This is a genomic window from Clostridium sp. OS1-26 (assembly GCF_030915445.1).
In the GTDB taxonomy this organism is placed as follows: domain Bacteria; phylum Bacillota; class Clostridia; order Clostridiales; family Clostridiaceae; genus Clostridium_AM.
In genome coordinates, this window is record NZ_CP133264.1 from 4,684,336 (window position 1) to 4,699,408 (window position 15,073).

Annotated in this window: 10 protein-coding genes, 2 pseudogenes and 1 riboswitch; of the genes and pseudogenes, 3 read left to right on the plus strand and 9 right to left on the minus strand. The window is 31.0% G+C overall.

Annotated features, from left to right (window positions below; translation table 11 throughout):
* Window positions 1-64: 64 nt before the first annotated feature.
* The 5 genes from RCG18_RS23205 to RCG18_RS23225 all read right to left on the minus strand — a co-directional run bounded on the left by RCG18_RS23205 (window position 65) and on the right by RCG18_RS23225 (window position 6,426).
* Window positions 65-754 carry a PilZ domain-containing protein gene (locus RCG18_RS23205; RefSeq protein WP_308038355.1) on the minus strand — a complete coding sequence of 230 codons (690 nt, stop codon included), beginning with the start codon at window positions 752-754 and terminating at the stop codon, window positions 65-67.
* Between the two features lie 68 nt (window positions 755-822).
* Window positions 823-2,169 carry an amidophosphoribosyltransferase gene (gene purF, locus RCG18_RS23210; protein WP_308038358.1) on the minus strand — a complete coding sequence of 449 codons (1,347 nt, stop codon included), beginning with the start codon at window positions 2,167-2,169 and terminating at the stop codon, window positions 823-825.
* A gap of 131 nt (window positions 2,170-2,300) precedes the next feature.
* Window positions 2,301-2,412: riboswitch (TPP riboswitch) on the minus strand.
* Window positions 2,413-2,517: 105 nt separating this feature from the next.
* Entirely contained in the window at window positions 2,518-4,677 is a 2,160-nt protein-coding gene (locus RCG18_RS23215; protein ID WP_308038359.1) for a DEAD/DEAH box helicase, read from the minus strand.
* On the minus strand, window positions 4,674-5,651 hold the full coding sequence (locus RCG18_RS23220) for an SNF2 helicase associated domain-containing protein (protein ID WP_308038360.1): 978 nt from the start codon (window positions 5,649-5,651) through the stop codon (window positions 4,674-4,676). Before RCG18_RS23220 ends, RCG18_RS23215 begins: the two co-directional genes overlap by 4 nt.
* A gap of 220 nt (window positions 5,652-5,871) precedes the next feature.
* Entirely contained in the window at window positions 5,872-6,426 is a 555-nt protein-coding gene (locus tag RCG18_RS23225; RefSeq protein WP_308038361.1) for a methyltransferase domain-containing protein, read from the minus strand.
* 767 nt (window positions 6,427-7,193) lie between these two features.
* Here RCG18_RS23225 and RCG18_RS23230 point away from each other — a divergent pair.
* The 3 genes from RCG18_RS23230 to RCG18_RS23240 all read left to right on the plus strand — a co-directional run bounded on the left by RCG18_RS23230 (window position 7,194) and on the right by RCG18_RS23240 (window position 11,106).
* On the plus strand, window positions 7,194-8,282 hold the full coding sequence (locus RCG18_RS23230) for a Xaa-Pro peptidase family protein (protein ID WP_308038363.1): 1,089 nt from the start codon (window positions 7,194-7,196) through the stop codon (window positions 8,280-8,282).
* A 17-nt stretch (window positions 8,283-8,299) separates the two neighbouring features.
* Window positions 8,300-9,181, plus strand: a complete 882-nt coding sequence (gene pepI, locus RCG18_RS23235) for a proline iminopeptidase (protein ID WP_308038364.1) — start codon at window positions 8,300-8,302, stop codon at window positions 9,179-9,181.
* Between the two features lie 566 nt (window positions 9,182-9,747).
* Complete coding sequence (locus tag RCG18_RS23240; protein ID WP_308038365.1) at window positions 9,748-11,106, plus strand: peptide MFS transporter; 1,359 nt, start codon at window positions 9,748-9,750, stop codon at window positions 11,104-11,106.
* A gap of 154 nt (window positions 11,107-11,260) precedes the next feature.
* On the opposite strand, the gene RCG18_RS23245 is transcribed toward RCG18_RS23240, so the two are convergent.
* The 4 genes and pseudogenes from RCG18_RS23245 to RCG18_RS23260 all read right to left on the minus strand — a co-directional run bounded on the left by RCG18_RS23245 (window position 11,261) and on the right by RCG18_RS23260 (window position 15,018).
* Window positions 11,261-11,569: a hypothetical protein gene (locus tag RCG18_RS23245; RefSeq protein WP_308038366.1), complete on the minus strand. Its 309-nt coding sequence runs from the start codon at window positions 11,567-11,569 to the stop codon at window positions 11,261-11,263.
* Between the two features lie 219 nt (window positions 11,570-11,788).
* Window positions 11,789-12,681 (minus strand): annotated as a pseudogene (locus RCG18_RS23250) (radical SAM protein).
* A 59-nt stretch (window positions 12,682-12,740) separates the two neighbouring features.
* Complete coding sequence (locus RCG18_RS23255; protein ID WP_308038367.1) at window positions 12,741-13,652, minus strand: YafY family protein; 912 nt, start codon at window positions 13,650-13,652, stop codon at window positions 12,741-12,743.
* Window positions 13,653-13,754: 102 nt separating this feature from the next.
* Window positions 13,755-15,018 (minus strand): annotated as a pseudogene (locus RCG18_RS23260) (PTS ascorbate transporter subunit IIC).
* Between the last annotated feature and the right edge of the window lie 55 nt (window positions 15,019-15,073).

Sequence of the window (15,073 nt, forward strand, 5' to 3'; positions counted from 1 at the left end):
ATTATTTTCATTTACGTTTAATATTATTTAATATTTTATAGAAATATTCCTTATATGCAGTAAATTATTCTGTACCGTTTTTTCTATTTTTAGCTCTTAAATAAATTTCATTTTCAAAGATAAACTCTATTATTTTTTCTCTTTCTTTTTCTGTTATAATATCGAAATAAATTCCATAGAGATAAATAGTTCCGTCAGGGTCTGAAATAACTTCTTTTCTTGTTATCTTACTGAGAAGAGATAACCTGTAATTTACATTCATAGCTACTATTATTTGACTTCCAATGTCTAAACTACTAGAACACTGCAGTTTTAATCCTCCACCGCTTATATCAGTTATAATGCCAGCTTTGAATTTATTTCTTGCAAGTATTTCAGTTGGTATATCTGATATTGAGTAATAATGAATACCTGCAGCTAAAGGTAGGTATGAAATTTTCAAGTTAATTGGAATTCTATGGTACATTCTTCTATCAATAAGCCTTATTATCTTGGGAGGACTTAGTACGAGATGTATATATTCTTCATTGCTTTTTATTCCCAAAACAGTTGATTTACAAAGAAACAGCTCGTTTTCTTGTAGTACTATAAGTTCTACCTGTTTATTTACTGGAAAAATAAAGTGCTCATAATAATCAACGCTTACAAGAATACATTCCCTGTAAAGGGTTTTTATAAGCCCTGTACAGCTTCTACTTTCGTGCATCAGCTGAAGCACTTTATTACAACAATTCAAGTCAACAAATTTATCCACGATCTAGCCACATCCCCTTAACAGTATAAATATGTAGTTTATATTATACAGCAAAAATGGAAATATTTCTATTTCATAAAGCATTGAAGACAAATATCTTCCTTCTTTCCAATAGATTTCAGTAAACCTTCGATACTCAGATATTGTAAACTGTCAGCACCAATGATATCTTTTATTTCATCTATACTGTATCTAGAACCGACTAACTCGTGACTATTGGAGGTATTGATTCCCCAAAAGCATGAATATTTTATAATAGGAGAAGCAGCTCTAAAATGTATCTCTTTTGCGCCTGCAATCCTTAATAATTGCACAATTCGTTTACTTGTAGTTCCTCGTACAATAGAGTCATCCACTACTATTACTCTTTTATTTTTAACGGAGTCTTTTATTACATTTAGTTTAAGTTCCAGGTTAGCTTGCCTTATTTTTTTAGATGGTTCAATAAAAGTTCTTCCTACATATTCATTTTTTTCAAATCCTACATCATAGGGAATACTAGATGACTTTGCAAATCCAATGGCAGATAAAATTCCAGAATGAGGGACTCCTATAACTATATCTGCTTCAGTAGGGCATTCATCCCAAAGAGCTCTTCCTGCATTAATTCTTGATTGATAGACACTCACACTATCTATTACGCTATCTGACCTAGCAAAATATATGTACTCGAAAGCACAAATTGAATGTTTAAACTTTTTACAATAATTTCTTGATTTCATTCCAGTAGAATCTATTGTAACAATTTCTCCAGGATGTACATCTCTTATTAAGTCAGCTTTAATAGAATCCAGGGCACAACTTTCAGAGGATAGGACAAAGGAGTTATTCAGTGTTCCTATGCAAAGTGGTCTGATTCCTTTTGTATCTCTGAATCCAAATAGCTTTTCTCCAGTATAAAGCAATACTGAATATCCCCCATCTATTTGTTTCATAACTTCTAATATTGCATCTTCTAGAGTTTCACATTTGCTGTTCTCTATTAATTTTAATATTATCTCTGAATCTGTTGTGGTATTAAATCTCGCACCTTTTGCCTCTAAATTAGCTCGCAGTTCTTTAGCATTAGTCAAATTCCCGTTGTGGGCAATTGCAATACTTCCATTTATTATGGGCTGTACGTTTATTATATTACTATCTCCACAAGTTGAATATCGTACATGTCCTATTGCTGAATTACCTGTAATCCCTCTAAAATTTTCTTTATTAAAGACATTAGAAACAAGTCCCATACCCTTATAACAACTTATATTGTCACTATTAGCGACAGCTATACCACAGCTTTCTTGCCCTCTATGCTGCAGAGCATTAAGTGCATTATATAGCAAAGAAGATATATCAAGGATTTCACCACCTAAAATTCCAAATACACCACACTCATCTTCAATTTTATCTATTAGTTTACTGTTATTCATACCTACACTTCCTATCTTTTAAATAATATGGTCATTTATCTAATTCCAAAAACATAGGTTTTCAATGTATTTTTTCAAATAAAAAAACACAAATCCATAGGATATGTGTTTTTAAGCTAACATCTTTTTAAATACATTACGAAAACAACTTCCTACGCTGGCATTATCCAGTTCAGGTATTTAGGGTCAAAGAATTAAAGTTCTTACTCTCAGTTGGCCACTCCAACTCCCCTGTGTTCTTTTATTCACTTTTATTATCTAATAGTACCATAGAAAATCTTTTTATTCAATTTATATTCTGTTTATCTATGCTGCATTTTCTAATTCTTTCTCCTGTTGAGGTTTTGCTCACTCTCTATCAAAAAGCTTCATTAACTCTTCTTTTGATAATTTATTTATAATATCACTATTTTTAAGTTCTCCTGTAATTATGTTATCAATCAATTCTTTCTTATGTTCTTGCAGCAAAATAATTTTTTCTTCTATTGTTCCTCTAGCAACTAACTTAACTACTTCTACTACATTCCTTTGACCTATTCTGTGGGCTCTGTCTGTAGCTTGATTTTCCACTGCCGGATTCCACCATGGATCAAAATGAATGACTAAGCTTGCTGAAGTTAAATTAAGTCCAGTTCCCCCTGCCTTTAATGAAATTAAAAATACTTTTATCTTATCACTATTATTAAACTCATTTACTAATCTAATTCTTTCTTTAGACTCAGTAGAGCCATCTAAATAGAAGTACTGAATACCTTTTTCATTTAAGGATTCGCTTATTTTTTTCAGAGCAGAAGTAAATTGAGAAAATAATAGCAGTTTTCCGCCAGAGACTATCTGTTCTTCTATTAATGACATTGCAACTTTGATTTTTCCACTTCCACCTTTATATTCGTCAAATATAAGAGATGGATCTAAACAAATTTGTCTTAGTTTTGTTAAATAAGAAAAAACTTCTATTTTACCGTCAAAATTATTTTTTATTTTCCCTCGGACCTCTTTTATATAGGAACTGTATATCGCCTTTTGAGCTGCCGGCATTTCAACCAATATCTTTTTTTCTATTTTATCTGGCAAATCCTTTATGACTTCTTTTTTAGTTCTTCTTAAAATAAAAGGCTTTATTAGCAACTTAAGGTTATCTAAATCACAGCCGCAGTCAGAAATAAACTTTTCATCAAAAGTTTCCTTAGAGTATAAATACCCTGGCATTATGAAATCAAATATTGACCAAAGTTCAGTTAAATTATTTTCAATGGGAGTTCCAGTAAGTGCAAATTTCACCTTTGCTTTAATTTCTTTAATTGCTCTTGTACTTTGAGTTGTTGGATTTTTTATATTTTGTGCCTCATCTATAATGCAATAGTCAAATTGAATATCACTGTATTTTTCAATACTATTTCTTAAAGTTCCATAGGTAGTTAAAATTACCTCATACTCTTCTAATTTATCTAGTACCTTTTCCTGTTCTTTAATACTTCCATGTGCAATTCCAACTTTTAACCTAGGAGCAAATCTATCTATCTCATCCTTCCAATTATAAATCAGTGATGTCGGAGTAATTATTAAAGATTTTTTATTTTCTTCTGATGTAAGAAAGGCTATCGTCTGAACTGTTTTACCCAGACCCATCTCGTCTGCTAAAATACCACCAAATTCTAATTCACTTAAACTTTTAAACCATTTAAATCCACTTACTTGATATTCTCTCAATATTGCTTTCAGATTCTTTGGTAAAGCTATTTCGCTAGCATTTATCTCAATTAGCTTCTTTTCTATATCTTTTATTAGATTAATACCTTTACCAAGTTTATAATTCTTATTATTTAGGCTTTCCCATATATATAAAGCCTTACTTTTTTCTATTTTTATTGAATCTTTTTCTATATTTTTATCATTATCCAAGGTCTCAATTAAATTAAAGAAGCCTATCATACCATCATCTTCAAAACCAATAAATCTATTATCTTTAGTTTTATAGAATCTATTATTAGACTTATAACTTTCATATATATTATTCAGCTCTGTTCTATCAATGTCTCCAATATTATAATTAAATTTTAAGTACCCATTTTCTTCATACAAATCTATTTCAATAAAAGATGAATTAAATATTTTTACATCTTCCATACCCTTTCCGAGCATAACAGTACCTAATGATTGTATACTATTTTCTCTTGTGCTCAAAAGGTTAAAAATATCATCATCCTCGCCAATAAATATAAGTTTGTCTTTTCTTTTAATAAACTTATAATATTCTAGTTTCATAAGAGCTTTTTCTTCCTTATTGTAATCCCTTATAAAATGTATTTTGTTACTGCTGCTCTTTAATATATTAACTTTTTCATTATAATAAATTGCATATACTTCACAATAGATATTGGATTCCTCTTTATAAATTAAAAATTCAAATCTTAGAGAATTAACTCCAAATCTCTTCACATCTTCTCCAATTATAATATTATTTGAAATGCTGCTTATCAGAGAGATAATTGCATTATAATTTTTCATGGTTTTATTATATAGAATTTCACCTTCTTTTGAAATTTATCATATAAAGGGCTATATAGTTCAATTTGATTTTTCGAAGGTAAATAAAGTTGCTCATTAAAAAAGTATACATCTTTATTTTTACTTAAAGAGACTGGAAGTTTTTTATGTGTTGTTAACGCAAAATGTTGATTTTTCTCTTTTAATATAAAACTAACAGGTAAATCTCTCTTAAGAACATCTACTTTATACTCTATTCCATTGTACTTAAATAAAATTTTATTTCCGCCAACACATTCTAAAAATGCTCGTAAATCCTCAGGTTGTATTGTTAAATTTCTTCTCGTATCTGATATTCCTTTATTTGAAGAAACATATTCTTTAATAAAATCTATTACTTTTATATCATTAGTACAAATAGTATGCTGTGAAGGATTATATGTAAACTGATTATTGAAAAAGATAGTTTCACCGTTATTTAAAGAAAAGATAAAATTCTTCAAATCTGTAATTAAATATTTATGTTCACGTCCTAATCTAAATTCTAATTCATAATTAGTTATACCTTTCCAAGACTTGCAAGTTATCTTTACATCAATGCCTGCTTCAACTTTTGTCTTCTTATCTTCAGGTAATTTTCTATATGAATTATCTTCTTTACCTTTTTTCTTATGAAGTAAACTTAGAAACTTATATCCTGTGGCAGTTAAATGCTCACACATAAATAGATTTTTATTTATAGAAATCTCCTTAAAATCATTACAAGTACAATTTACACTATCTAATTTTTTATTTGATAAATTTATTTTTATATATGTTTTATATTTATTGTAATTAAGATTATTTAGCACATCTCCATATATATGATATATATTATCTATTTTTTTACCCTTAATATTAGATACTAATCCATCTCTAAATACCTTTTCACCACTTTTTCTCATTAGATTAGAAGATGTTTTGAAAATTATTTGTTCTAATTCCTTTAAATTCATTTTCTCACCACTCTTTCATATATAAGTCTCTAATATCTTTAATCATATAATTTCTATAATAGATAATTATTATATCATAATCAGCAGAAATAAATACCAAAAACTGCACTAGATTTCTCCACTGCAGTATAGTTATTTATTACATTTAGCTCTGTGAGTGAACATAGAAACATACTTGAATTTTCACTTAAAAATCTCTAAAACTTAAATAATTGTGGAATTAGGATTCGAATATGACACAATAAAAGTTCTCTCCTAATGAAAATTTTTTTATAGTTTTTAGTTCATTGTTATTACAAAGTTCTTCAACGTAATTTTCTGACAGCCTATGATCGATTGGAGGTCCCATTGGTGTTTTTCTCTTATGAAACTCTATTATCATGAGCTTTCCTTTTCTTTTTAAAACTCGCTTTATCTCATTTAACATATATTCCTTATCTTCTATCTCATGTAATACAGTTACCATTATAGCCATATCACAGATGTTACTGCCTAGCGGAAGTTGGTTGGAGTTAACTTTCTTAATTATAAGATTTTTAGTATTTTGCTCATCCATTCTATTTTTTAGCAATTCAATCATACTATCTGATATTTCAAGAGCATAAATATCGTTACTGCTAATTTTCGCGGCTGTAAAAGAAAATATACCCGTACCAGCACCAATATCGCATAGTACCATATTCTCTTTAAATCCTGTTTTTATTAATGTATCCTTTGGATTAAGTTCTGCTATTCTTATTGGATTTTCAAATTTATTAATTTTACTATCATTCATCTAAACCATCTCCTTCTACCTAACACTCACCTTTTATTTAAAAATTATGGTATATACTAGTTAATCAACTCATACCCATTAGGGGTATGTTTTTATATTATATTAATTTATTCTGTTTGTCAAACAAAAGGAATCAAGAGAATAATAAAACTCATCATTAATTAAAAACTCTCTTTTTGCTATTCTTTATCCTGAAAACCAAGTTTCTTTTATAAACAGGATTCTTGGCTTCAGGCGGAGGTTAAATGCCTAAATGGCATTTAACGGGCAGACTTGCCCAGTGGTCGTAGACAAACTCCATCTGAAGCTTAGAAGCCGTTATCCAGGGTCGTAGCGCCACTTGTCCCCAACTTTAAGAAAAGCATAAAGCCCAATGATTTGGTGCGAATCGCTTTCACAGAGTGCGTTGGGGTGTTAGTGGCGGTAGACATCGGATAAATACCTCCTGTATTATCATTTCTGACTCTTAAATCAATTTTTCTAATTATTCTTCAACTTTCAATATTAATTAAATATTTTTATTAAACTGAATTTTTTACAGTTACACTTAAATTTTTGCTGTAAAACTATATGAAAAAACTTGAAATTAATATATAATAGAAATATACCCTAAATATTAAATATATTCTTAATTTTAAATTTTTCAACTAAGCACTCCAAAGAAAATGGAAGATGAAAAATTACAGAATAGTTATCAAAGCAATCATTGTTTACAATGACTAAAAATATTACATTATTATTTAATAACTTAATTAGGAGGAATAACTATGGATACAAAAAAACTAAACAGAATACTAAAATCAATGGAAGAGCATGAGATTCCACAAATGATTATCTCTGATCCAACAGCTATTTTTTATTTAACAGGAAAATGGATTCATCCAGGAGAAAGATTATTAGCATTATACTTAAATGTTAATGGAAATCACAAAATCCTTATTAATGAATTGTTCCCACAAGAAGAAGATCTTGGCGTAGAAATCGTATGGTATAACGATATTCAGGATGGAGTTGAAATCTTATCTAAATTTGTAGAAAAAGATAAGGTTATGGGTATCGATAAAGTATGGCCATCTAAATTCTTATTAAGATTACAAGAACTCGGTGGAGGAAGCAAATTTGTAAACGGTTCATTAATCGTTGATTATGTAAGAATGGTTAAAGGCGAAGAAGAAATAGCCATTCTAAGAGAATCTTCAAGATTAAATGACCTTGTAATTGATGAATTAATTCCATGGGTAGGAAAAGGTTTATCTGAAAAAGAATTAAATGCTAAGGTTCGCGAAATTTACAAAAAACATGGTATTAATGAAGTATCTTTCGATCCAATTACAGCATATGCTAAGGGAGCAGCAGATCCACACCATGTAACAGATGATACAAAAGGAAAATATGGAGACTGCGTTATCCTTGATATCGGAGGATTCTACAAGAACTACGCATCTGATATGACAAGAACTGTATTTATCGGTGAAATTTCCGAAAGACAGAAAGAAATCTATGATATCGTTGTAGAAGCAAACTTAAGAGGTATCGCTGCTGCAAAACCTGGAAACAGAATGTGTGACGTAGATTTAGCTGCAAGAAACTACATTGAAGAAAAAGGATACGGAAAATATTTCACACACAGAACTGGACATTCCTGTGGTTTAGAAGACCACGAATTCGGTGATGTTTCTTCCGTAAATGAAGATATCATCAAACCGGGACAATGCTTCTCTATTGAACCAGGAATTTATCTTCCAGAAGAAGGAATAGGCGTTCGTATTGAAGACCTTGTTATTACAACTGAAGACGGCTGTGAAGTATTAAATAAATATACAAAAGATGTAATTATTGTTCCTGAATCCAAATAGACAGAAGGAGATTAATTATGAAAATTACTGAAGGTTATATGCCATATCTAGAATATAAAACTTACTATCGTATAGTGGGTGAATGTACAGGAAATAAAAAGCCATTGCTTTTATTACACGGCGGACCAGGTTCTACACATAATTATTTCGAAGTACTTGATAAAGTGGCAGAAGATGGACGTGCGGTTATTATGTATGACCAATTGGGATGTGGATTATCCGCAACACCTTCCCGTCCTGACTTGTGGTGTGCGAAGACATGGATTGAAGAATTAATCCAGTTACGTAAACACTTAGGCTTAGACGAAATTCACTTATTAGGACAATCCTGGGGAGGAATGCAGGCAATTCAATATGCTTGCGAGTACAAACCAGAAGGAATCAAGAGCTATATCTTATCCAGCACTTTACCATCTGCTGCATTATGGGAAAAAGAACAACGTCGAAGAGTTGCATATCTTCCGCAGGAAATGCAGGATGCCATTGCTAAAGCAGAAAAAACTGGAGATTATTCATCAAAAGAATATAAGGAGGCAGAGGCAGAATTTATGCTTCGTCACTGTGCAGGCGAAGTTGGACCAGATTCACCAGAATGCCTAAGACGTCCAAAGATTGCTGGAACAGAAGCTTATGTAACTGCATGGGGTCAGAATGAATTCAGCCCATCTGGTACATTAAAAGACTTTGATTTTATGAAAGAGATTGAAGATATTCAAGAACCTTGTTTAATCACCAGCGGTTTACTTGATCTTTGCTCACCACTTATTGCCAAAACAATGTATGATAAGATTCCGAATTCAGAATGGGAATTATTTGAATTCAGTCGCCATTCGCCATTCGTAGAGGAAAATGAGAAATATATAGAAGTACTTAATAAATGGTTAAATAAAAACGACTAATCTATCACAGTGATATAACTCTTATTGTGATACAACCTCTTAGCAACAAAAACTAGAACAGTTTTTGTTGCTAATGTTTTATATTCCAAAATAGCTTATATTCTTCTTTGCTATCTTTATCACTGTCTCAACGGGTTCAATTTCTTTAAATTCATTTTCTCACCACTCTTTCATATATAAGTCTTTAATATCTTTAATCATATAATTTTTGTAATATATTAATTTAGAATTCAAATACAACATATTAAAATATGAAAAGTATGAATGAACTTTCAATATTAATTAAAAATTTTTAATAAATTAAAAATTTTATAGTTACACTTGAATTTTCACTGTAAAACTATACAAAAAAAACTTAAATTAATATATAATAGAAATATATTCCAAATTATAAATGTATTCTCGCTTTAAATTTTTCAACTAAATACTTCAAAAGAAAAGAATTAAATCACCAGTTACCAACCTATGGTATTTGAAACTATTGCACATCGTCTTAACAAAGATGAGAACACATAGTTTTTTAAATACACATCTAATATTTAAAATTTTTATAGGAGGGATGGAAAATGGAAAGTACAAACAGAAGACCATTTGGCTTTTATGTATGCTCACTAGCCTTCTCATTGGAAAGGTTTGCATTCTACTCAGCAAAATGGTTAATTGTAGCATTTGTAGCTGCTAAAGTAGTAGACGGAGGACTTGGTCTTACTGCCGGAGATGCAGCAAAAATGTCTGCAAACCTAGTTGCATTTACTTATCTTGCACCATTAATCGGGGCATATGTTTCTGACCGTATCATAGGTGCTAGATACCTTGTTCCTGTCGGAATGATTTTCATGGGAGCAGGTTACTTAGTAGGATGGCAGGCTTCAAGCGCTGCTATGATTAATTTAATGATTGCTTTGGTTTCTATAGGTACAGGTTTATTCAAGTGTCAGACAAATGCTATTACAGGTAGACTTTTTGATGACCCAAGACAATTAGATAGTGCATTCTCTACTCAATACTCTTTCGTTAACTTCGGTTCTTTCTTTGGTACAACAATTATCGGTGTACTTGCTGTAACTAAAGGATACGCCTTCTGTTTCTTAATTTGTGCAATTATGATGTTTATTGATGCTGCTTGGTTCATCTTTGGATGGAGATTCTTAGGAGAAACAGGTAAAAAACCATTCAAGATTGATGAACACAAAGAAGTAAAAGAAAAGAAACAAACAGAAGAAAAGAAACCTCTTACAACAATGGAAAAAAAGAGAGTTGCAGCCATTGTTTTAATATCTGTATTTTCCGTAATCTTCTGGGTGTTCTGGTACTTGGCATATATGCCTGTGTACTTATACTGGGATGGAGACAATGCAGCTGCTAACTGGATGATAGGTAGCTTTAAAGTTCCATCAGTTTGGTTTGACTCATTAAATGCATTTATGTGTATCACATTAGGACCGATTCTTGGCGGATTGTGGACAAAATTAGCTAAGAGGCCTCAAGGTGACTTAAGTATGTTTAAGAAAACTGCTTTAGGTATGCTATTATTAGGTTTATCTTATGTAATTTTTGCAATGGCAGATGTTACAAGAGGCAGCAATCTTGCACCTCTAGGTTGGATTATTGCATTTGGTATAGTTTTATCTCTTGGTGAAATGGTATTTTCACCACTTGGAAACTCTTTTATTAGTAAATTCGCTCCACCTAGATTATTATCACAAATGATGAGTGTTTGGGTACTTGCTGTCTTCTTTGCAGGAAAATCTTACGGATGGTTATATGAATTTACATTAAAATTTAAATTTTCAACTGTATACTTTGTAATTGCAGGTATTGCTATTGCAGCTGGTATTATTCTTTGGTCATTAGATAAAACTTTAAACGGTTTAGTTTTAAAAGATGAAGAATTACAAAATAAAGGTGGAGAATTGCAGGTATAGTTACTAAAGAAGCCTTTATTTACAATGAATAAGGATGCTTCATTAGTATTTAGTAGCTTAATTTAAGAGGAAATATAGAATAAAAGAGCTTAGATCACTCTAAACTCTTTTATTTTATATATTTTCCCTTATTGTTCTAACACTAAGAAGTTAATTAAGTTGAACTCTTAGTATTAGAATATGTTTGCCCATAACTTACGTTTTTTGTAGCAGAACTCAAAGCATCGACTGCTTGACTGCTAAGTTCAATTGTATCCGTTCCATTTGATTGAATATTTTTTGAACTAGTACTTGAATCTTTACTGTCTTTATGATGGTGGTGGTGATGATGGCTTCCTTTAACTTTCGTAGTATCATCATTTCCTTGTGTAGATTGAGTATTTGTCGTTGACGTCGTTGAATAGACACTTGGTGAATAAGAATTAATCTGATTAATACTCATATTTATCATACCTTTCGTCATAATTTATTTACAATTATAACTTTAAACCATAAATGTTACATTCACGTGACAAAAATATTAAAAATAATTAAGGATACCATTTAATGGTTAATCCCGAAATCACAATCTAACTTCTTCACTGTTAACTCTGATAATATTTCTAACTTACTAGGTAATGCTCCAATATTGTATTATATGTGAGTTTATTTCATGTATGTTGAAACATATGAAGCACTCAATTTAAAACCAGCTTATTTGCTTATCATAATATCCATTCTTATAAGTTGATACTATATCCTGCATCTTATAAAGCAGTCCTAATCTCTCACATTCACTTTTAAATATTGTCCAGAGCCTTTTGCATTAGGAGAAGAATATTCATACCTACTTCCAAATACTGTATTATACTTTTTAACCAAGTCATCATTTTGAAATATTTCTGACAACTTATCATAAAAATAATCTCTTTGATTTTGTCTAAGAGTTACTCCCATACCATAAGCTAAGATAAACCTTGCGCCGCATTCATAGGCCTTTCTTACTATATTTATGATATTCTCTTCATTATCGTTAATGAATGGTAAAATAGGCATAAGTAATACTCCTGTAAATATACCATTATCTGAAAGCTTTTTTATTGCTTTAAATCTTTCAGAGGATACACAGACATTTGGCTCGATTTTTTTACAAAACTCATCATCATAGGTAGTAATAGTTATCTTAATAAGCACTGGGGAATGCTCCTTAATTTTTTTCAAAATATCAACATCTCTTGTAATAAGATTACTTTTAGTAGCTATTGATATTCCAAAACTAAAAGCATTTATTTGTTCAAGTGCATTCCTTGTCAGCATTAAATCCTTTTCAAAAGGATTGTAGGGATCGCTCATTGCACCTGTTCCAACGACTCCAGTTCTTCTCTTGCCTTTCAATTCTTTTCTAATAAGTTCTATTGAATTTTCCTTTGCCCTTACCCTATCAAAATTCTCTATACCATAGCATTCGCTTCTGGAATCGCAATAAATACAGCCATGGCAGCATCCCTTATAAATATTCATATTGTAATTGATACCAAACCATGAGTTTTCCTTAGCATACTGTGAGATTATTGTTTTTGCAGGAATATAGTCCATTTTTTCCTCCTTTTTGTTATTTGTATCCATAATATCAAATAATATATGACATCTATATGTCATATATTATATTTTTTAAACATATTTTTAAGTCTTTTTTTAACTTCTTCTACTACATATTCAGGTTCAATAACTTCCACACTATCCCCATAAGATAATATGTGAGAGTATACCCACTCATCATAGGGAAATTCTGCTGTTACTAAATAAGAGCCCTCTGATTCTTGTAAAATTTGATTTTCGTTATAATAATCAATAATACGATAAAGCATATTGGAGCCGAATCTAAGTTTTAGTGTAACCGTATTGAACTTATGACCACTTTTAGTTTTCTTAAAATGCTTGCTAATTTCTTTTCTTTCAAAATTTTCATCTATAACCTTTACTTCGCTCATACGTGTAATCTTAAATACTCTGGAGCATTCTTTTGTACAGCAAAAACCTAATAGATACCAAGCCTGCCCTTTAAAGATAATTTTATAAGGCTTTACTACTCGGTCACTTTTAATATTTTTAGAATTTACATATTTAAACTCTAAAATTTTTTGTTTTAATATGGCAGTCTTAATTTCCTCAAATCTTCTATCAATGTCGCCATTGCTGCCCCAGTGTGTAAAATCAACATCTACCCAATCTATAGAGTTATTATTTCCAAATATACTTTTAAGTTTTTCTATAGTATTATCTATCTGCAGTTGCCCCGTTGCTCCTAGAGTCTTAAGTGCAAAAATTATATTTCCTCTTTCATCCTCAGATAAAATAGTTTTATTTAAAGTATAGTTCTCCAAAAGAGAAATTCCTCCACCTTTTCCTTTACTCATATATACTGGTATACCAGCACTAGATAGCTCATCTATATCTCTATAAATTGTGCGTTGCGATACGCCAAATCTTTCTGAAAGCTCCTTGGCTGTTACTGTTTCTCTGTTGAGAAGTATAATTATTATCTCCATTAATCTATTAATTTTCATGTTTATCACCATTTTTATTATATCAAAAATAATATGACATAAAATAGTCATATAAAAAATAACCCAATTCAAGCTTCTTGTTCTTGAATTGGATTATTTTAACTAATGAATAAATATTTTTAATAAGTTTCCAAGTAATATACCAACTACACCGAAGTCTGTGTCACTAAAGGTTGTATTTGCATATCCTAAATTTCCAAGTGTAGGCATAAGCAGAACCGGTAAAAAGGTTATTAATAATCCATGAGCAAAGGCTCCAATAATTGCTCCCTTCTTTCCTCCTGTAGCATTACCAAATACACCTGCTGTAGAACCACAAAAGAAATGTGGAACAACGCCTGGAAGTATTACCGGTGCTTTTAATGCTATCAATATGAACATACCAACGACGCCACCAAGAAAACTGGATAAGAAACCTATAAGTACTGCATTGGGAGCATATGGATAAACAACTGGACAGTCTAGTGCTGGTTTTGCATTAGGTACTACTGTCATTGCTATTCCTCTAAAAGCTGGCACTATTTCACCAAGTATCAATCTAACACCTGAAAGTATTACATATACTCCACCAGCAAAAGTTATTGCCTGTATAATTGAGAATACAATAAAGTTTTGTCCTCCACTAAGCTTTGTTTCTACAAAAGTACTCCCTGCCGCTAAAGCAACTATTATATATAAAACACCCATAGTTAAACTTATTGCTACTGATGTATCTCTTAAGAAGGTTAATCCTTTGAGGAAAATTCATCTCTTCTGTTGACTTCGAATTTTTACCTACAAGCTTACCAACATATGCTGAAAGCACATATCCTACTGTTCCAAAGTGTCCAAAAGCCACGTCATCTTGTCCAGTAATTTTTCTCATTGTTGGTTGAGCTATAGCTGGGAAAAGTGCCATTATAAACCCTAGTATAATTGAGCCTACTATAACAAGAGCTACTCCTTTCATTCCGCCAGCAACCAGTATTGCTGCTATCATACATGCCATATATAGAGTGTGATGTCCTGTTAAGAATATATATTTTAACTTTGTAAATCTAGCTATTAATATGTTAGCAACCATACCAAAAGCCATAATAAGCGCTGTCTGAGTACCATAAGTTTTTAAAGCAAGTGCAACTATAGCTTCATTGTTTGGTACTATACCCTTAAAGCCAAAGCCTTGTTGAAACATCGTACCAAAGCTGCTTAACGATCCTACAACTATTGTAGCTCCACCACCTAGAACCAAAAATCCCATAATAGTCTTGATTGTACCTTTTACAACTTCTGAAGCTGGTTTTTTCTGCGTCAATAGTCCGATCATTGCCACAACTCCTACTAGTATAGCAGGAACACTTAGTATATCAAGAATAACCTTTAACATATAAAATCCTCCTTTTAGTGGGAACACTGGGTAATCTTGCTCGTTTCCCTTCGGG